Genomic DNA, 14,904 nt, shown 5'->3' on the forward strand with positions numbered 1-14,904 from the left:
TACCAACAAATCATACATATAGACCAATAAAATAATTGGTTTGGAGGAAGCCCTGATGCCAGCCGATCTGATCATTGAAGGCTCGAAGATCATCACGCTCGCCGGTTCGTCGCGACCGGCTGACGCCATTGGCGTGCGCGATGGCCGCATCGCCGCTGTCGGCCCGTCCGGGGAGGTCCGCCAGCTGTTGGGGCCCGCGACCCGCCTGATCGACGGTTCCGGAAAGACCGTTATCCCCGGCATGTTTGATGCTCATCCGCACATGGATCGCCAGGGGCTCAAGGCGCGAGGCGGAATCCCCTTGGACGGGTGCAAATCGATCGCCGACATTCTTGACGTCATACGCGAGGCCGTCGCGCGCACGCCCGAGGGCGAATGGGTCGTGCTGATGCCGATGGGCACGCCTCCGACGGATTATGTCTACAAGCCGGAGCAACTGACTGAGGGGCGGTTTCCGACCCGGCACGATCTGGACAAGGTGTCCCCCAAACATCCGGTCTACATCCGCGCGCCGTGGGGCTGGTGGAGTCACCGTCCTTTCCCCTCGGTGGCGAACACCCGCGCCATTGAGCTTGCCGGCGTGACGAAGAACACCGAGCTTCCCTACAACACGAGGGCGCTGGTCGACCAAAAGGGCGAGCTGTCCGGCGTTTTCCTCGATCGCAATTACGCGCCGGTGATCGAATATACCCTGTTCCGATGCGTCCCGCGTCTGACCTATGAGGATCGCGTCGCCGGCGTTCGGCTCGGCTCGGCGGCCTATAGCGCCGTGGGGACCACGTCGGCTTATGAAGGTCACGGCCTGACGCCCGCGATCATCGACGCCTACAAGACCGTTCATGCCGCGGGCGAGCTCAGCGTGCGGATGCAGATCCCGCTCAGCGTGCCGACAGCGGCATTCGACAATCGGAAGGTCGCCGACATCCTCTACCACTGGGCCGACGCGTTGCGCGATCGCGGCTCCGGCGACCAGATGCTGCGGTTCGAAGGCGTCTGTTTCGATGTCGGTGATGCCACGGTCGCGAACATCATCAGCCGCGACTACCCGTATGAGCAATGGGCGGGGCATTTCTATCAATCGCTGCCGCATGATCGCTTCGTCGAACTGGGCGTGCTCGCCGCACAGCTCGGGCTGCGCATGAACTGCCTGGTTTGCTACGACCTTGAACGGGTTCTGCGGGCCTATGAGGCCATCGATCGGCAGATCCGCATCAGGGACCGTCGCTGGGTCATCATCCACGTCACGCAGGCGAGCCCCGACCAGATCCGCCGGATCAAGGAGCTCGGACTTGTGGCGACCATCACGCCCGGCTTCATGTACATGGCTTCCGACCGGTTTGGCCTGGACAAGCTGGGGCAGCAGGGAACGCCGATCCGCGAGTTCATCGACGCCGGAATACCGACGGCGCTTTCAACCGACAACGTGCCCTATTCGATGTTCTTCGCGATGTGGCAGGCGCTGTCGCGATGGGACAATGACTCCGGCTCGAAGCTCGGCGAAAGCCGGTTGTCTCGTGAGGAGGCGCTTAGACTATCGACCGTCACGGGCCATCAATTGACCTGGAGCGAAGGTGATCGCGGCACGCTCGAGGTCGGAAAGGTCGCGGACTTCCTCGTCGTGGGTGACGATCCGCTGACCTGCGATGAGATCGCCGTGAAGGACATTCCGGTCGAGCGCACGTTCGTGTCGGGCCGGGAAGTCTTTACGGCGCCCAACGTCTGAGCCCCGCCCATCCCGACCGATACGGCAACGCCTTGACGATTTGAGCGCAGGAAATTTTCAATGACCGTACAATCATCCACCAGCAGCATCCCCAACCGCTGGATACAGCTCGTTGCCGGCATCGTTTGCACCGTGATGGTCGCAAATCTGCAATATGGCTGGACCTACTTCGTCGATCCCATCGACGCCCAGCATCATTGGGGACGCGAGGCGATCCAGTGGGGGTTCACGATCTTCGTCGCTACGGCGACATGGCTGGTCCCCATCGAAGGCTGGTTCGTCGATCGATATGGACCTCGTTTGATTGTCGCGATCGGAGGCGTGCTTGTTGCCCTGGCCTGGGTGATCAATTCGTACGCCCAGTCCCTCCCGATGCTCTATCTGGGCATGGCGCTATCAGGAATTGGTAACGGGGCGGTCTGGGGCACGTGCATCGCCAATGCCCTCAAATGGTTTCCCGACCGACGCGGACTGGCCGCAGGGTTGACTGCCATGGGTTACGGCGGAGGTGCGGCGCTGACGGTCGTTCCGATCATCAAGGTCATCGGAGCTCATGGCTATGAAGCAGCGTTTTTCTGGTTCGGACTGGGCCAGGGCTGCATCCTCGTGGTGATGAGCCTATTCCTTGTGGCGCCCCCGTTGTCGCTCACGCAGAACTCGGACTCCGCCAGTGCGGTTGGAGGCGGCGCTACCCCGTTCGAGATGCTCAGGACGCCCATCTTCTGGGTCATCTACCTGATGTTCATCACCGTTGCCGCCAGCGGCCTGATCGTAACCGCCCAGCTCGGTCCGATCCTGAACGACTACAAGATCGCCAACGTTGCCGTAGACCTGGTGGTCCTGTCCTCGACCGTGCTGGTTGCCTCCGCCGTGGTCGACAATGTCCTCAACGGGCTGGCGCGCCCGGTCTTTGGCTGGGTGTCGGATCACATTGGCCGTGAAAATACGATGACGATCGTGTTCGTGCTCGGCGCCGGCGCGTATTGGGCCTTGGGTTCGTTCGGAAAGGATCCGTATCTCTTCATTCTCACGGCTGGCCTGATCTACTTCACCTGGGGAGAGATCTATGGATTGTTCCCGGCTGTTTGCACCGACTTCTTCGGCTCGCGCTACGCCGCGACAAATGCCGGCATCGTCTATACCGGCAAGGGAATTGCGGCCTGGCTGGTGCCGGTTGCAAGCTGGCTGAGAGATTACTCCGGCGGTTGGTATTCGGTCTTCATTGTTGCGATGATCGCAAACCTCGCGGTCGCGGCAATGGCCTTCTTCGTGCTGAAACCCGCGCGAAAAAGCCAGGTGGCGATGGCCGCCAAACGGCATGTCGCCCTGACAAGCGCGTCATCGCCCGGCCTGCATGCCTCCTAGTGTCCCCGATTCCGAAGTTCGCATCATTTGGCGGCCCCGTTTTGCGAACTTCGGAATCGAAGGACACTAGAAAATCATGATTCCAGTGTGGCTTTGGTTCAGAAGTCCGTATGACGAACACGCGGCAACAATGATACGGACTTCTGAACCGCCACACTGGGACTTGACCAACTGGCCGATGACCTTTCAATGGCCCGGCAAACTCTGCTGCGGGTCGATGGCGAGGACCGCGGCGCATTGACCAGGCTGGAGAAGCATCATGACCTACCCGAATGTCCTTCTGTACATCGACGGCAAATGGCGTCCCGCCGGGTCCGGTCGGACCATCCGCGTCATCAACCCGGCAACGGAAGAGGCAATCGGAACCGTCGCTCATGCCGAAAAGGCCGACCTCGACGAGGCGCTGGCCGCGGCCGAGAAGGGTTTCAAGGCCTGGCGAGTTGTTTCGCCGTATGATCGCTCCAAGGTGATGCGCAAGGCCGCCGAGCTGATGCGCGAGCGTGCCGACACGATCGCGACCATGATGACAATGGAACAAGGCAAGACGCTTGCCGAGGCCAGGATCGAAACCTTGGCGGCCGCTGACATCATCGAATGGTTCGCCGAAGAAGGCCGCCGGTCCTACGGACGTCTTGTCCCGGCCCGCGCGCCGGGCGTCTACCAGATGGTGATCAAGGAGGCCGTTGGTCCGGTTGCTGCCTTTACGCCATGGAATTTTCCGATCAACCAGGTCGTGCGCAAGCTGAGTGCGGCGCTCGCCGCCGGCTGCTCGATCATCGTCAAGGCGCCCGAGGAGACGCCGGCATCGCCTGCGGAATTGATCCGGGCCTTCGCCGATGCCGGAGTGCCGGCCGGCGTAATCAACCTTGTTTACGGCGTGCCTTCGGAAATCTCCGAATACCTGATCCCTCACCCGACCATCCGAAAGATTTCTTTCACCGGCTCGACCAAGGTGGGCAAGGATCTCGCGGCCATCGCCGGCCAGCACATGAAGCGCGTGACCATGGAGCTTGGTGGCCATGCGCCGGTCATCGTCTTCGATGATGCGGACGTGGAGGCAGCGGCGAAGATCATGGTTGCCGCCAAATACCGCAATGCCGGCCAGGTCTGCATCTCTCCGACCCGCTTCCTGGTGCAGGAAGGCGTCTACGACAAATTCGTCACGCAGTTTGTCGACGGCGCCAAGTCCATCAAGGTCGGAAACGGTCTTGATCCCGATTCCAGGATGGGAGCGCTGGCAAACGATCGCCGCGTCACGGCGATCGAAGGCATGGTGCAGGATGCCGTCGGCAAGGGCGCGAAGCTGGCTGCTGGCGGAAACCGGGTGGGCAACAAGGGCTATTTCTTCGAACCGACGGTCGTGGTGGACGTGCCGAAATCGGCGCGCGCGATGAACGAGGAGCCGTTCGCCCCACTGGCGTTGATCTCGCCGTTTTCGAAGTTCGATGACGCCGCGCAGGAGGCCAACCGGCTGCCGTTCGGTCTGGCATCCTATGCCTTCACCAGGTCCGCGAAGACCGCGACGGCGATTGGCGCCGCCGTCGAAGCAGGAATGATGTCGATCAACAGCTTCGCTCTTGCGCTGCCTGAAGTACCATTCGGCGGCATCAAGGATTCCGGCTACGGTTCGGAAGGCGGCAGCGAGGCGCTGGAGGCCTATCTCAACACCAAGTTCATCACCCAGACCGGGGTGTAGAAATCAGGCGAAGCCACCAACGGCCTGCGCTTCTCGCGGGCTCGAGGCGCTTGCGCGCGCGATCGGCGATGGCGTGCTGTCGGCTGCTATGGCGTGACCAGCAGACCAAGCATGGCGTCGCAGGCTCTCTCGGCCTCGATCAACGTGCCAAAGGGCGAGCCGCCGACCTTGATGGCGCATCTGTTTTCATAGATCGGTCGCCACGATGCGACGAAACCTGGACGTCCATGCAGACCGGGACCGGCGCGGGTCTCATAGCTGATCACGAAGGAGAAGCCGTTGCTGTTCGCGTTCCAAATCTGCATGTTCTCGACGGGACTGATGACGCGACTGAACTGCATAGCTCACCCGATATACGCCCCACCTGTGGAAAGGACACTGATTCGGGGAATCGGAAAAATGCAGATGCACTGACCTAATATGCGGCTTTCCCCAGTTGACTGATATGCTTTCGCGATCGGCACTCGGCGTTTTGCGTTCCGCAAATGAACGAACCACGTGTAGCCATGCGCATCCAGGCGGAATTCACCTGAGAGCAGACAAGAATGCCCAACAACCCCCCGCCCATCGACGGCGCCCGGGTCCTTGCCGACCTCAACACGCTGCGCGGCATCGGCACCTATAGGACCGGCGTGCACAAGCCGACCTTTTCGGATGCACATATGGGCTCGCTGCGATGGCTCGCGGAGCGGCTGCCCGAGGCGGGCCTTGCGGCTGAGGTCGACGGCATCGGCAACGTGGTCGGTACAAGCGCAAAGCCCGGTCCAAAGCTGCTCGCCGGCTCGCATCTCGAAAGCCAGAATTTCGCCGGCTGGCTCGACGGGCCGCTCGGCGTCGTCTACGCGCTGGAGGCCGCGCGCGTCATCAACCCCGACGCCACGATCCGCGGCGCGGTCGAGGTCGCATCGTGGTGCGACGAGGAAGGCCATTTCGGCCACTTCCTCGGCAGCCGCTCCTATGTCGGCGCGCTCACCGAGGCCGATATCGACGCCGCGCGCGACCGCAACAGCGATCGAACCATGCGCGAGGCGCTCGCCAGCGCAGGCCTCGCCGGCCGGCCGCGTGTCACGGCTGAGCGCGGGCGCCACGTCGGCTATCTCGAAGCCCATATCGAGCAGGGCGAGACGCTGGAAAGCGCAGACCTTTCGATCGGCGTCGTCACCTCCATCGTCGGCATCTGGCAGTACCGCATCGTCTTCACCGGCGAGCAGAACCACGCCGGCACCACGCGCATGGCGATCCGGAAGGATGCCGGCCTGGCGATGTCGCGGTTCTGCGTCGCGGTCGATGAATCCTTCCCGAAACTATCCGGACCGCGCACGGTCTGGACCACCGGCCGCATGACGCTCGATCCGGGCGCGCCGAGCATCATCCCCGGCCGCGCCGAGATGCTGTTCCAGATCCGCGACGACGACGCGGGGGTGATCGCGCGGCTCGAGCAGCATTTGCGCGCGCTGGCAGCCGATGTCACCGCACAGGGCGGCTGCGTCGTCGAGGTCGAGCGGATCCGCACCGGGACGCCGGCGCGGATGGACGCCGGATTCCAGGATGCGATCGAGGCGGCAGCCAGGGATCTCGCGGGCGGCAAGTCGCTGCGCATGCCGAGCGGCGCCGGCCATGATGCCCAGGTGCTTGCCACCATCATGCCCGCGGGCATGCTGTTCGTGCCCTCGATCGGCGGCATCAGCCATCACTGGCATGAGAACACCGCCGATGCCGACATCGTCACCGGCGCCGCCGTGTTCGTCGACGCCTGCCTGCGCCTGCTCGCCAGCACTTCGTGAGCGGGCAACGCGAGCCGGTTCAGCAGCCCCGGCAGATCGACTGTACCATCTTCGCCACGCGCGCGTCCTCGCGGTCGACAACGGGATCGCCGGTGCCGAGCCCCGGCCCTTTCATCCGGGCGGTGCTGCCGCCCGATGAGGACAGCGCAGTTCCGGCCGAATTGGTGCCGGGCGCGAGCGCGCTCGATCCGGAGGCGCCGCCGCTGATGGATGAATGATGCATTCCGCCCATGCCGCCGCCGCGGGCGAACGCCGCGGTGGAAAGACCGAGGCAGAGGGCGAGCGAAAGGGAGAGCAGTTTCTTTTTCATGACAAGCGTCCTTGGCTTGCAGCAACACACACCGTGATCACCGATCCGCCACACCTGTTCCGCAAATCCACGCCTTTATAGGTAACGTTGCCGGTGCTATGGTCGGCGCAGGCATGACGAAGAATTGAGGAGTGAGGTCGGATGCGCGTTTTCTGTGCCGCTGTGATCGTGGCGCTCGTGGGCAGCCCCGTCTATGCGCAGGACAAGCACATCCCCAAATACGGGGAAGAGGAAAAGGAAAAAAGCGCGACCGAGAAGGCCGGCGAGAAAGCCGCCGAGCGCGCCTACCAGCGCTCGCTCGGCAACATCCCGGATCAGGGACCGACCGATCCCTGGGGCGGCGTGCGCAGCGACGCTCCCAAGGCTTCTCCGACATCGGCGGCCAAGGCCAAGAAGACCAAGACCGGCAACGTGAACTGACCCGCCAGCGGCCGGGGCGGTTGCGGGATGTCAGGCCCGCCGCCCCCAGGGAACGACAGCCCATACCCGCTCGTGAAGGTAGTACCAGGCGACCTTGGTGATGAATTCCAGGCCCGCGATCGAGCCGGCGACATGGGCCTTGCCGGTGACCAGCCAACTGATGGCAAATGTGTCCAAGGTGCCCAGCATCCGCCAGCTGACGGCTTTGAGGATTGATCTGGTATGGGTTTCCAACCCATGCAGAAAAGTCACCCGGCGTGTCTCCCCTTGCTAGACCAAGGCTTACGAAGCCAAGGCTTACGAAGCGAAGGCTTGCAGGCCTAGGCTTGCAGGCCCAGGCCAGACCCTATCATGCCACCGGCCTCGATCCGGTTCCGCAACTGCGGCTTTCCACGTTGATTTAGGCCCGCGTGTGCATTCATTTTGCCAGAACCTGCGAAAAACTCATTGAAATGACTGACGATCCTCGCCAAGACGCATCGAAACTGGCCGGAGGGGCAAAAATGAGACTGATGGCTGTGCTCGCGCTGCTCGCGATCAGCGCGCCCTGCCAGGCGGCGCAGACCGAGAAGCCGGACTGCAAGACGATCACCGATCCGGCCACCCGGCTCGCCTGCTATGACAAGGCCAATCCACCGCTGGCGACCTTTCCGACGCCGCCGCCCCACTCGACGCCCTACCGTGGCCCGGGAGCCGGCGCCACGACCGGCACGACCGAAGGCTCGCCCGACGAGGACGAGGCGCGGGTCAACGCGCAGCTCAGGAATATCTGCCGGGGCTGCTAGACATCGGCGGAGCTGCCATTTTTCCAAACAGGACCATGCTCGAACAAGAATCAAGCGCGCGATTTGCGGTTCAACCCAATCCATCCCGCTTTGGAGATAATCGGCCACCGCGAAACTTGGTCGCGCCCGCTGGCGGTGGATTGCGGCACAAAGGCGCCTTATTTGCTCATAGATGAACCTTCTTGAATCGCTTCCCACCGTCATCGGCACCGCGGCCGTCGCGCCAGCCCTGCTGATCCTGTGGCTGGTGATTGCCGCCGACGAGCGGCCGGGTCCTCCGCTCAAGGTCTGGACAGCGTTCGTGCTCGGCGCAGCCAGCATCTCGCTGCTCGGTCTCGTCCGCGCGCCCTTCGCAAGACTTGTGGCGGCGCCCGAAAATCCCTGGGTCGCCGAGATCCTGCACTCCGTGCTGGGGGTCGCCTTCCCCGAGGAAACCGTCAAGATTCTCGTCATTGCGCTGATTGCGATGACGCGGCGCCGGCCGCTCGCCGATCCGATGGATACCGTGGTCTACGGCGCGGCCGCAGGCCTCGGTTTCGCGGCTTACGAAAACCTCGCCTATCTGGTCCAGCATGCCGAGATGTGGCGCTCACTGGCGGCGCTGCGCAGCGTGCTCACCGTGCCGTTTCACGGCGCGCTCGGCGTCATCGCCGGCGCCTATATGGCGATCGCGCGGTCGGGCACCGCGCTCGGCGCGCACCGCCATCATCGCGACTGGGCGCGCCTGTCGAGCTGGGCGCTGATGCTGCTCGGCCCGGTGGCGCTGCACGCTGCCTTCGACTATCCGCTGCTGACCCTGCAGCGCCACCCGGATCTGGACCCGACCGTCCGGCTCTGGCTCGGCGCCGCCAGCGTGGTGATCGGCTTCTCCTCGATGGCCTTTGCCGCGCGGCTGGTGCGCCGCATCGGCCGGCATCACGCGCCGCGCACGCCGATCGCCCGCGAGCGGCTTTCCCAGCTGAGAAAAATGTGGGCGCTGCTGGTCATCGGCAGCGGCGCGGGCTTCGCCGGCCTCGCCTTCGTGCTCACCTCGCTGCATCACTGGCTGGTCAACCCCGACCGCAACGTGGCGCTGCTGCTGATCCCGATCGGGCTGACCTCGATCCTGCTCGGCGCCGCCCTTCTGATCGCGACCACCGCGGTCTATTTCCTCGGGCGTAACCGGCTGCGGGCGACCTTCGACGGCTTCTCGTCGGTGCCGGGCGGCGGCTAGCAAGCTGCTGTCGGACACGGCTGCGCCCCCTAGATAACGTCACGTGAGACGGCTATCGTTCCCGTCATCGCCGGTAGCGGGAGATTCGCCATGACCCTTCCCCACGACCTCACCGAGCTTCGGTCACGCGTGGACGCGGCCATGCGCGAGCACTGGAAGGCCTTCCTGGTCGAGGGCATCCTGCTCGCCATCCTCGGGCTCGCGGCGATGATCGTGCCTCCCCTGGCGAGCCTCGCGGTGACGATCTTCCTCGGCTGGATGTTTCTGATCTCGGGCATTGGCGGGCTGATCGTCACCTACTGGGCGCGGCAACTGCCGGGCTTCTGGTGGTCGCTGATCTCGGCCGCGCTCGCCGTCCTTGCCGGCGTGATCCTCCTGACGCGGCCGATCCAGGGCACGCTGACGCTGACCATCGTGGTCGGCGCCTACTTCCTCGCCGAAGGCGTCGCCACCATCATGTATTCGCTGGAGCACCGCCGCGAGCTGTCCGGCCGCTGGACCTGGATGCTGGTCGCCGGCCTGATGGACATCATCATCTCCTTCATCGTCATCGCGGGGTTGCCGGGCTCGGCGGAATGGGCGATCGGTCTGCTGGCAGGCATCAATCTCCTGTTTGGCGGCGCGACGCTGATCGGCATGGCCCTGGCGGCGCGTAGCGCCACCTGATTCTGCATGGGCCGGCCGGTCGATTTTCGGACGTGACAGGCCGGACCGGCTGCGCTATAGAGCCCGCCATGATCAACGCCGCCACCGGCTATTTTTGGTATTTTGGCAACGACAGCTCGCTGGCGGTGGGAGGATCGCGCTCAATCTGACGAATTGAAGCATCAAAGTCCGAACAGCCGCCAGACCTGGCGGCTTTTTTATTGCCGGCAGGTTCGAAAACCCGAAGGAGCCTGCCCGTGTTGAGTACGACCGACGATCTCAGGATCAAGGAAATCAAGGAGTTGAGCACGCCGGACGAGGTGATGCGCGAAATACCGCGCACCCTCACCGCGACGCGCATCGTGATGGCCGCGCGCAATGCCGTCCACGCCATCCTCAATGGCAGCGACGACCGCCTGCTGGTCATCGTCGGCCCCTGCTCGATCCACGACCCCGTCGCGGCGGTCGAATACGCCGAGCGCCTGGTACGGCTGCGCGAGAAGCTCGCCGATCGCCTCGAGATCGTGATGCGCGTCTATTTCGAGAAGCCCCGCACGACGATCGGATGGAAGGGCCTGATCAACGATCCCGGCCTCGACGGCAGCTTCAACATCAACAAGGGCCTGAGGCTTGCCCGCAGCGTGCTCGCCGCCGTCAACAATCTCGGCCTGCCGGCGGCAACCGAATTCCTCGACATGACCACGCCGCAATATCTCGCCGACCTCGTCGCATGGGCCGCGATCGGCGCCCGCACCACCGAAAGCCAGATCCATCGCGAGCTGGCGTCCGGCCTGTCCTGTCCGGTCGGCTTCAAGAACGGCACCGACGGCAATGTCCGCATCGCCGCCGACGCGGTGAAGTCGGCTTCCCATCCGCATCATTTCATGGCGGTCACCAAGGGCGGCCGTTCGGCGATCGCCACGACATCGGGCAACGAGGACTGCCACGTCATCCTGCGCGGCGGGGCGAGGCCGAACTACGACCGTGCCAGCGTCGAGGCCGCACTCGCCGAGCTTGCCCGCGCCGGCATCGCGCCACGGCTCATGATCGACGCAAGCCATGCCAACAGCGGCAAGAAGCCGGAGAACCAGCCGGCCGTCGTGTCCGACGTCGCAAGCCAGATCGCGGCGGGCGAGCGGCACATCGTCGGCATGATGATCGAGAGCAACCTGGTTGCCGGGCGGCAGGATGTGGTGCCGGGCGCATCACTGACATACGGGCAGAGCATCACCGACGGCTGCATCGACTTTGCAACCACGGAAAAGGTGCTGACTGAACTGGCCGCCTCCGTCCCGGCGCGGCGCGCGACCAAGCGCAGCACGCTGCGCGAAGGTTCGCTTCGGCGCTGAACGAAAAAGCGGCCCGCTACCGACATTCGCATGCTGTCCGAAAAGGACTGTTGCGATTGCCGGGATCGGGCCGCTCGGGTTTGCTATGGCGTGCGCACCGGCCTTGCGCGTCCTGCCCGATCAGGCGCTTTTGGCGTAGCTGCGCAGCTTCGCATCGAGAATCGCGAGCATGGATTCGCGCAGCGGATCGCGCGAGCCCCTGAGCCATGCGGCCGCCAGCGGCAATCGGCCCAGTGCTCCGCTTCCCTTCGGCCTGAGCCGGACGAACCGGACGCCGGAGATCGCCATGCGCGAGGTCCAGCGCGGAACGATCGCCACCCCGAGCCGCGCTGCCACCAGATTGACGATGGTCTGCTTCTCGTCCGCGCTCTGCGCGACATGCGGCACGAGGCCCGCTTCCTCGAACAGCTTCATGGTGAGGTCATGGCTGTGCGGTCGCGAGCGCCGGTCCGGCACGATCAGGGGCTGGTCGGCGATATCGGAAAGCGAGACCGATCTGCGGCGCGCGAGCGCATGCCGCTGGGGAAAGGCGACCACCGCGGTTTCCTTGAGCAGCGGCTGGAACGCGATCCGCTTGTCGGGAGCCTCGGGCGGGCGGACGAAAGCGAGATCAAGCGCGCCGGAAAGAATCTTCGGCAATAGCCGGATCGTCTTTTCCTCGAGGAGCTGGACCGCGATCTCCGGATGCCGCGCGCGAAAATCATGCAGCAGCGGCGGCAACAGCCCGGCCGCCGCGCTGTCGATCGCGCCGACCCGAAAACGCCGCGCCCGCCTGGAGCGGGAGTCCTTGCGGAAATTGTCCTCGACGGCTTCGACCCTGGCGAGGATCGCCCGCGCCTCGCCCAGCAACAGCGAGCCGTCCTCCGTCAATGCAACCGCCCGCGTGGTCCTCGCGAACAGCCGCGTTGCCAGATCCTCCTCGAGCAGCTTGATATGCCGGCCGAGCGCTGAGGGCAGCATGTGCAGCCGCTGCGCCGCCCGGCCGAAATGCAGCTCCTCGGCGGTCGCGACGAAGCAGCGTAGCTGATGCAATTCCATGGGCCGGCGTCCCGTTTGCGCGCGGGCCGATTATATCATTTTTTTGTATAAACCGAAGCGGATTGAAGCCGCCGCCCTGCCCTGTCTATTGTCGCCCGAACGGCGCGAAAGACCGGCGCCATCAAGACAATTCGGCCGAGGAAACCCAGGACATGGCGAGCGAGCTGCAGGCGCGCGTGCTGCGCAAGATCTCCCTTCGCATCGTGCCGTTCATCATGCTGCTGTATTTCGTGGCCTTCATCGACCGCGTCAACATCGGCTTCGCGGCGCTGACGATGAACAAGGACCTCGGGCTCTCGCCGGCCGTGTTCGGCTTCGGCGCGGGCATCTTCTTCTGGGGCTACTTCCTGTTCGAAGTCCCCTCCAACATCATCCTCCACAAGATAGGCGCCCGGATCTGGATCGCGCGGGTGATGATCACCTGGGGCGTCGTGTCGGCCGCGATGGCGTTCGTGCAGGGTGCGACGAGCTTCTACGTGCTGCGCTTCCTGCTTGGTGCGGCGGAGGCCGGCTTCTTCCCCGGCATCATCCTCTATCTGTCCTACTGGTTCCCGGCCCGCCAGCGTGCGGCCGTCACCGCCCTGTTCATGGCAGCCGCACCGCTGTCGACGGTGCTCGGCTCGCCCGTCTCCGGCGCGCTGCTCGATATGGACGGGCTGCTCGGCTTCAAGGGCTGGCAATGGCTGTTCGTGCTCGAGGCGGTGCCCGCCGTCCTGCTCGGCTTCGTCGTGCTCGGCTTCCTGACCGATCGGCCGGAGCAGGCCAAATGGCTCGACAGCGATGAACGCGACTGGCTGGTCGCGACGATGAACGCCGAAAACGCCGGCAAGGCCGCAACCGCTGGCCACAGCGTCTGGCGCGGCCTCGCCGATCCGCGCGTGCTTGCATTGTCGCTGGTCTATTTCGGCACCTCGGCCGGCCTCTACACGCTCGGCGTCTGGGCGCCGCAGATCATCAAGCAGTTCGGGCTGTCGTCGCTGCAGGTGGGATTCCTCAACGCTTTGCCGGCGACCGCCGCCGTCATTGCCATGGTGCTGTGGGCGCGGCATTCCGATCGCACCGGCGAGCGCACCTGGCATGTGGTGCTGGCCTGCCTGTTGTCCGCGGCGGGGCTGGCCTTCGCAGGGCTCGCGACCGGCGTCGTTGCCGTCCTGGTCGCGCTGACGCTGGTCAATATCGGGATCAGCTCATCCAAGCCGCCGCTCTGGAGCATGCCGACCTTGTTCCTGTCGGGCTCGGCCGCGGCGACCGGCATCGCCACCATCAACTCGATCGGCAATCTCGGCGGCTTCGTCGGTCCGGCGATGATCGGCTGGATCAAGGATCAGACCGGCAGCTTCGCCGGCGGCCTCTACTTCGTCGCCGCCTTGCTTCTGGTATCGGCCATTCTCACTCTCGTTCTGTCGCGCGCGCAACATGCACGGTCCGAGCCTGCTTCCGCGCCCGCCCGATCGCATTGATCCCATCCCCCCACGCGGAGACTTTCCATGCGCACTCATTCGATCGCTGCCATTCCCGCCGACGGCATCGGCCCCGAGGTCATTACCGCAGGCATCCGCGTCATGGAGGCGCTGGCCCGGCGCGCCGGCGATCTCTCTTTCAGTTTCAAGACCTTCGATTGGGGCTCCGACTACTACAAGAAGCACGGCGTGATGATGCCGGCGGACGGGCTCGACCAGCTCAGGAAGTTCGACGCGATCTATTTCGGCGCGGTCGGCGCCCCCGATGTGCCCGACCACATCACGCTCTGGGGCCTGCGGCTGCCGATCTGCCAGGGTTTTGACCAGTACGCCAACGTGCGGCCGACCAAGATCCTGCCCGGCGTCGCTTCGCCGCTCCGCAATGTCGGCGTCGGCGATCTCGACTGGGTGATCGTGCGCGAGAATTCGGAAGGCGAATATGCGGGTGCCGGCGGCCGGGCGCACAAGGGGCTGCCGGAAGAGGTCGGCACGGAAGTCGCGATCTTCACCCGCGTCGGCGTCACGCGCATCATGCGCTACGCCTTCCGGCTTGCGCAGGCCCGGCCGCGCAAATTGCTCACCGTGGTGACGAAATCCAACGCGCAGCGCCACGGCATGGTGATGTGGGACGAGATCGCCGCCGAAGTGGCGCGCGAGTTTCCCGACGTGACCTGGGACAAGATGCTGGTCGATGCCATGACGGTGCGCATGACGCTGCATCCGAAGAGCCTCGACACCATCGTGGCGACCAACCTGCACGCCGACATCCTCTCCGACCTCGCCGGCGCGCTCGCCGGCAGCCTTGGCGTGGCGCCGACCGGCAACATCGATCCGGAGCGCCGCTTCCCCTCGATGTTCGAGCCGATCCACGGCTCGGCCTTCGACATCACCGGCAAGGGCATCGCCAACCCGGTGGCAACCTTCTGGACCGGCGTGCAGATGCTGGAGCATCTCGGCGAGAAGGATGCCGCGGCACGCCTGATGACGGCGGTGGAAAAGGTCTGCGCGGCCGGCGTGCTGACGCCCGACGTCGGCGGCAAGGCCACGACCAAGGAGGTCACCGACGCCGTCATCGACGCCATCCACGGCTCCAACGTCTGATCGACGTTGCAGCGC

General features: G+C 64.6%; 15 protein-coding genes. 11 read left to right on the plus strand and 4 right to left on the minus strand.

From position 1 onward, the window contains the following. Positions 1-55 precede the first annotated feature (55 nt). The 3 genes from QOU61_RS19880 to QOU61_RS19890 all read left to right on the plus strand — a co-directional run bounded on the left by QOU61_RS19880 (position 56) and on the right by QOU61_RS19890 (position 4,784). Positions 56-1,723, plus strand: coding sequence for an amidohydrolase (locus QOU61_RS19880; RefSeq protein ID WP_289652896.1), 1,668 nt, complete (start codon positions 56-58; stop codon positions 1,721-1,723). Between the two features lie 60 nt (positions 1,724-1,783). Beyond that, entirely contained in the window at positions 1,784-3,088 is a 1,305-nt protein-coding gene (gene oxlT / locus QOU61_RS19885; protein ID WP_289652897.1) for an oxalate/formate MFS antiporter, read from the plus strand. Between the two features lie 259 nt (positions 3,089-3,347). Further along, positions 3,348-4,784: an NAD-dependent succinate-semialdehyde dehydrogenase gene (locus tag QOU61_RS19890; protein WP_289652898.1), complete on the plus strand. Its 1,437-nt coding sequence runs from the start codon at positions 3,348-3,350 to the stop codon at positions 4,782-4,784. Between the two features lie 86 nt (positions 4,785-4,870). On the opposite strand, the gene QOU61_RS19895 is transcribed toward QOU61_RS19890, so the two are convergent. Beyond that, a complete protein-coding gene (locus tag QOU61_RS19895) occupies positions 4,871-5,125 on the minus strand; it encodes a hypothetical protein (RefSeq protein ID WP_289652899.1) in 255 nt (84 codons plus the stop codon). Positions 5,126-5,329: 204 nt separating this feature from the next. On the opposite strand from QOU61_RS19895, the gene QOU61_RS19900 reads away from it, so the two are divergent. Continuing rightward, positions 5,330-6,568 carry a Zn-dependent hydrolase gene (locus QOU61_RS19900; protein ID WP_289652900.1) on the plus strand — a complete coding sequence of 413 codons (1,239 nt, stop codon included), beginning with the start codon at positions 5,330-5,332 and terminating at the stop codon, positions 6,566-6,568. Positions 6,569-6,587: 19 nt separating this feature from the next. On the opposite strand, the gene QOU61_RS19905 is transcribed toward QOU61_RS19900, so the two are convergent. Beyond that, a complete protein-coding gene (locus QOU61_RS19905) occupies positions 6,588-6,878 on the minus strand; it encodes a hypothetical protein (RefSeq protein WP_289652901.1) in 291 nt (96 codons plus the stop codon). Positions 6,879-7,019: 141 nt separating this feature from the next. Between QOU61_RS19905 and QOU61_RS19910 the strand changes: the two genes are divergently transcribed. Next, positions 7,020-7,298: a hypothetical protein gene (locus QOU61_RS19910; RefSeq protein ID WP_289652902.1), complete on the plus strand. Its 279-nt coding sequence runs from the start codon at positions 7,020-7,022 to the stop codon at positions 7,296-7,298. 30 nt (positions 7,299-7,328) lie between these two features. Here QOU61_RS19910 and QOU61_RS19915 read toward each other — a convergent pair whose 3' ends face one another. Next, complete coding sequence (locus QOU61_RS19915) at positions 7,329-7,475, minus strand: DUF2061 domain-containing protein (protein ID WP_289652903.1); 147 nt, start codon at positions 7,473-7,475, stop codon at positions 7,329-7,331. A 326-nt stretch (positions 7,476-7,801) separates the two neighbouring features. Here QOU61_RS19915 and QOU61_RS19920 point away from each other — a divergent pair, with 326 nt between their 5' ends. The 4 genes from QOU61_RS19920 (at position 7,802) to QOU61_RS19935 (ending at position 11,290) form a co-directional block, all read left to right on the plus strand. Next, a complete protein-coding gene (locus tag QOU61_RS19920; protein ID WP_289652904.1) occupies positions 7,802-8,083 on the plus strand; it encodes a hypothetical protein in 282 nt (93 codons plus the stop codon). Between the two features lie 172 nt (positions 8,084-8,255). Then, positions 8,256-9,296: a PrsW family glutamic-type intramembrane protease gene (locus tag QOU61_RS19925; protein WP_289652905.1), complete on the plus strand. Its 1,041-nt coding sequence runs from the start codon at positions 8,256-8,258 to the stop codon at positions 9,294-9,296. Between the two features lie 90 nt (positions 9,297-9,386). Beyond that, entirely contained in the window at positions 9,387-9,962 is a 576-nt protein-coding gene (locus QOU61_RS19930; RefSeq protein WP_289652906.1) for an HdeD family acid-resistance protein, read from the plus strand. Positions 9,963-10,198: 236 nt separating this feature from the next. Continuing rightward, complete coding sequence (locus tag QOU61_RS19935; RefSeq protein WP_289652907.1) at positions 10,199-11,290, plus strand: 3-deoxy-7-phosphoheptulonate synthase; 1,092 nt, start codon at positions 10,199-10,201, stop codon at positions 11,288-11,290. A 120-nt stretch (positions 11,291-11,410) separates the two neighbouring features. Here QOU61_RS19935 and QOU61_RS19940 read toward each other — a convergent pair whose 3' ends face one another. After that, the gene (locus tag QOU61_RS19940; protein ID WP_289652908.1) at positions 11,411-12,328 is read right to left on the minus strand and encodes a LysR family transcriptional regulator; all 918 of its coding nucleotides are present in this window, start codon (positions 12,326-12,328) and stop codon (positions 11,411-11,413) included. Positions 12,329-12,480: 152 nt separating this feature from the next. Between QOU61_RS19940 and QOU61_RS19945 the strand changes: the two genes are divergently transcribed. Then, positions 12,481-13,788, plus strand: coding sequence for an MFS transporter (locus tag QOU61_RS19945; RefSeq protein ID WP_289652909.1), 1,308 nt, complete (start codon positions 12,481-12,483; stop codon positions 13,786-13,788). Between the two features lie 27 nt (positions 13,789-13,815). Beyond that, on the plus strand, positions 13,816-14,889 hold the full coding sequence (locus QOU61_RS19950; protein WP_289652910.1) for a tartrate dehydrogenase: 1,074 nt from the start codon (positions 13,816-13,818) through the stop codon (positions 14,887-14,889). Positions 14,890-14,904: the final 15 nt, after the last annotated feature.

Source organism: Bradyrhizobium sp. NP1 (genome assembly GCF_030378205.1).
Classification (GTDB): Bacteria; Pseudomonadota; Alphaproteobacteria; order Rhizobiales; family Xanthobacteraceae; genus Bradyrhizobium.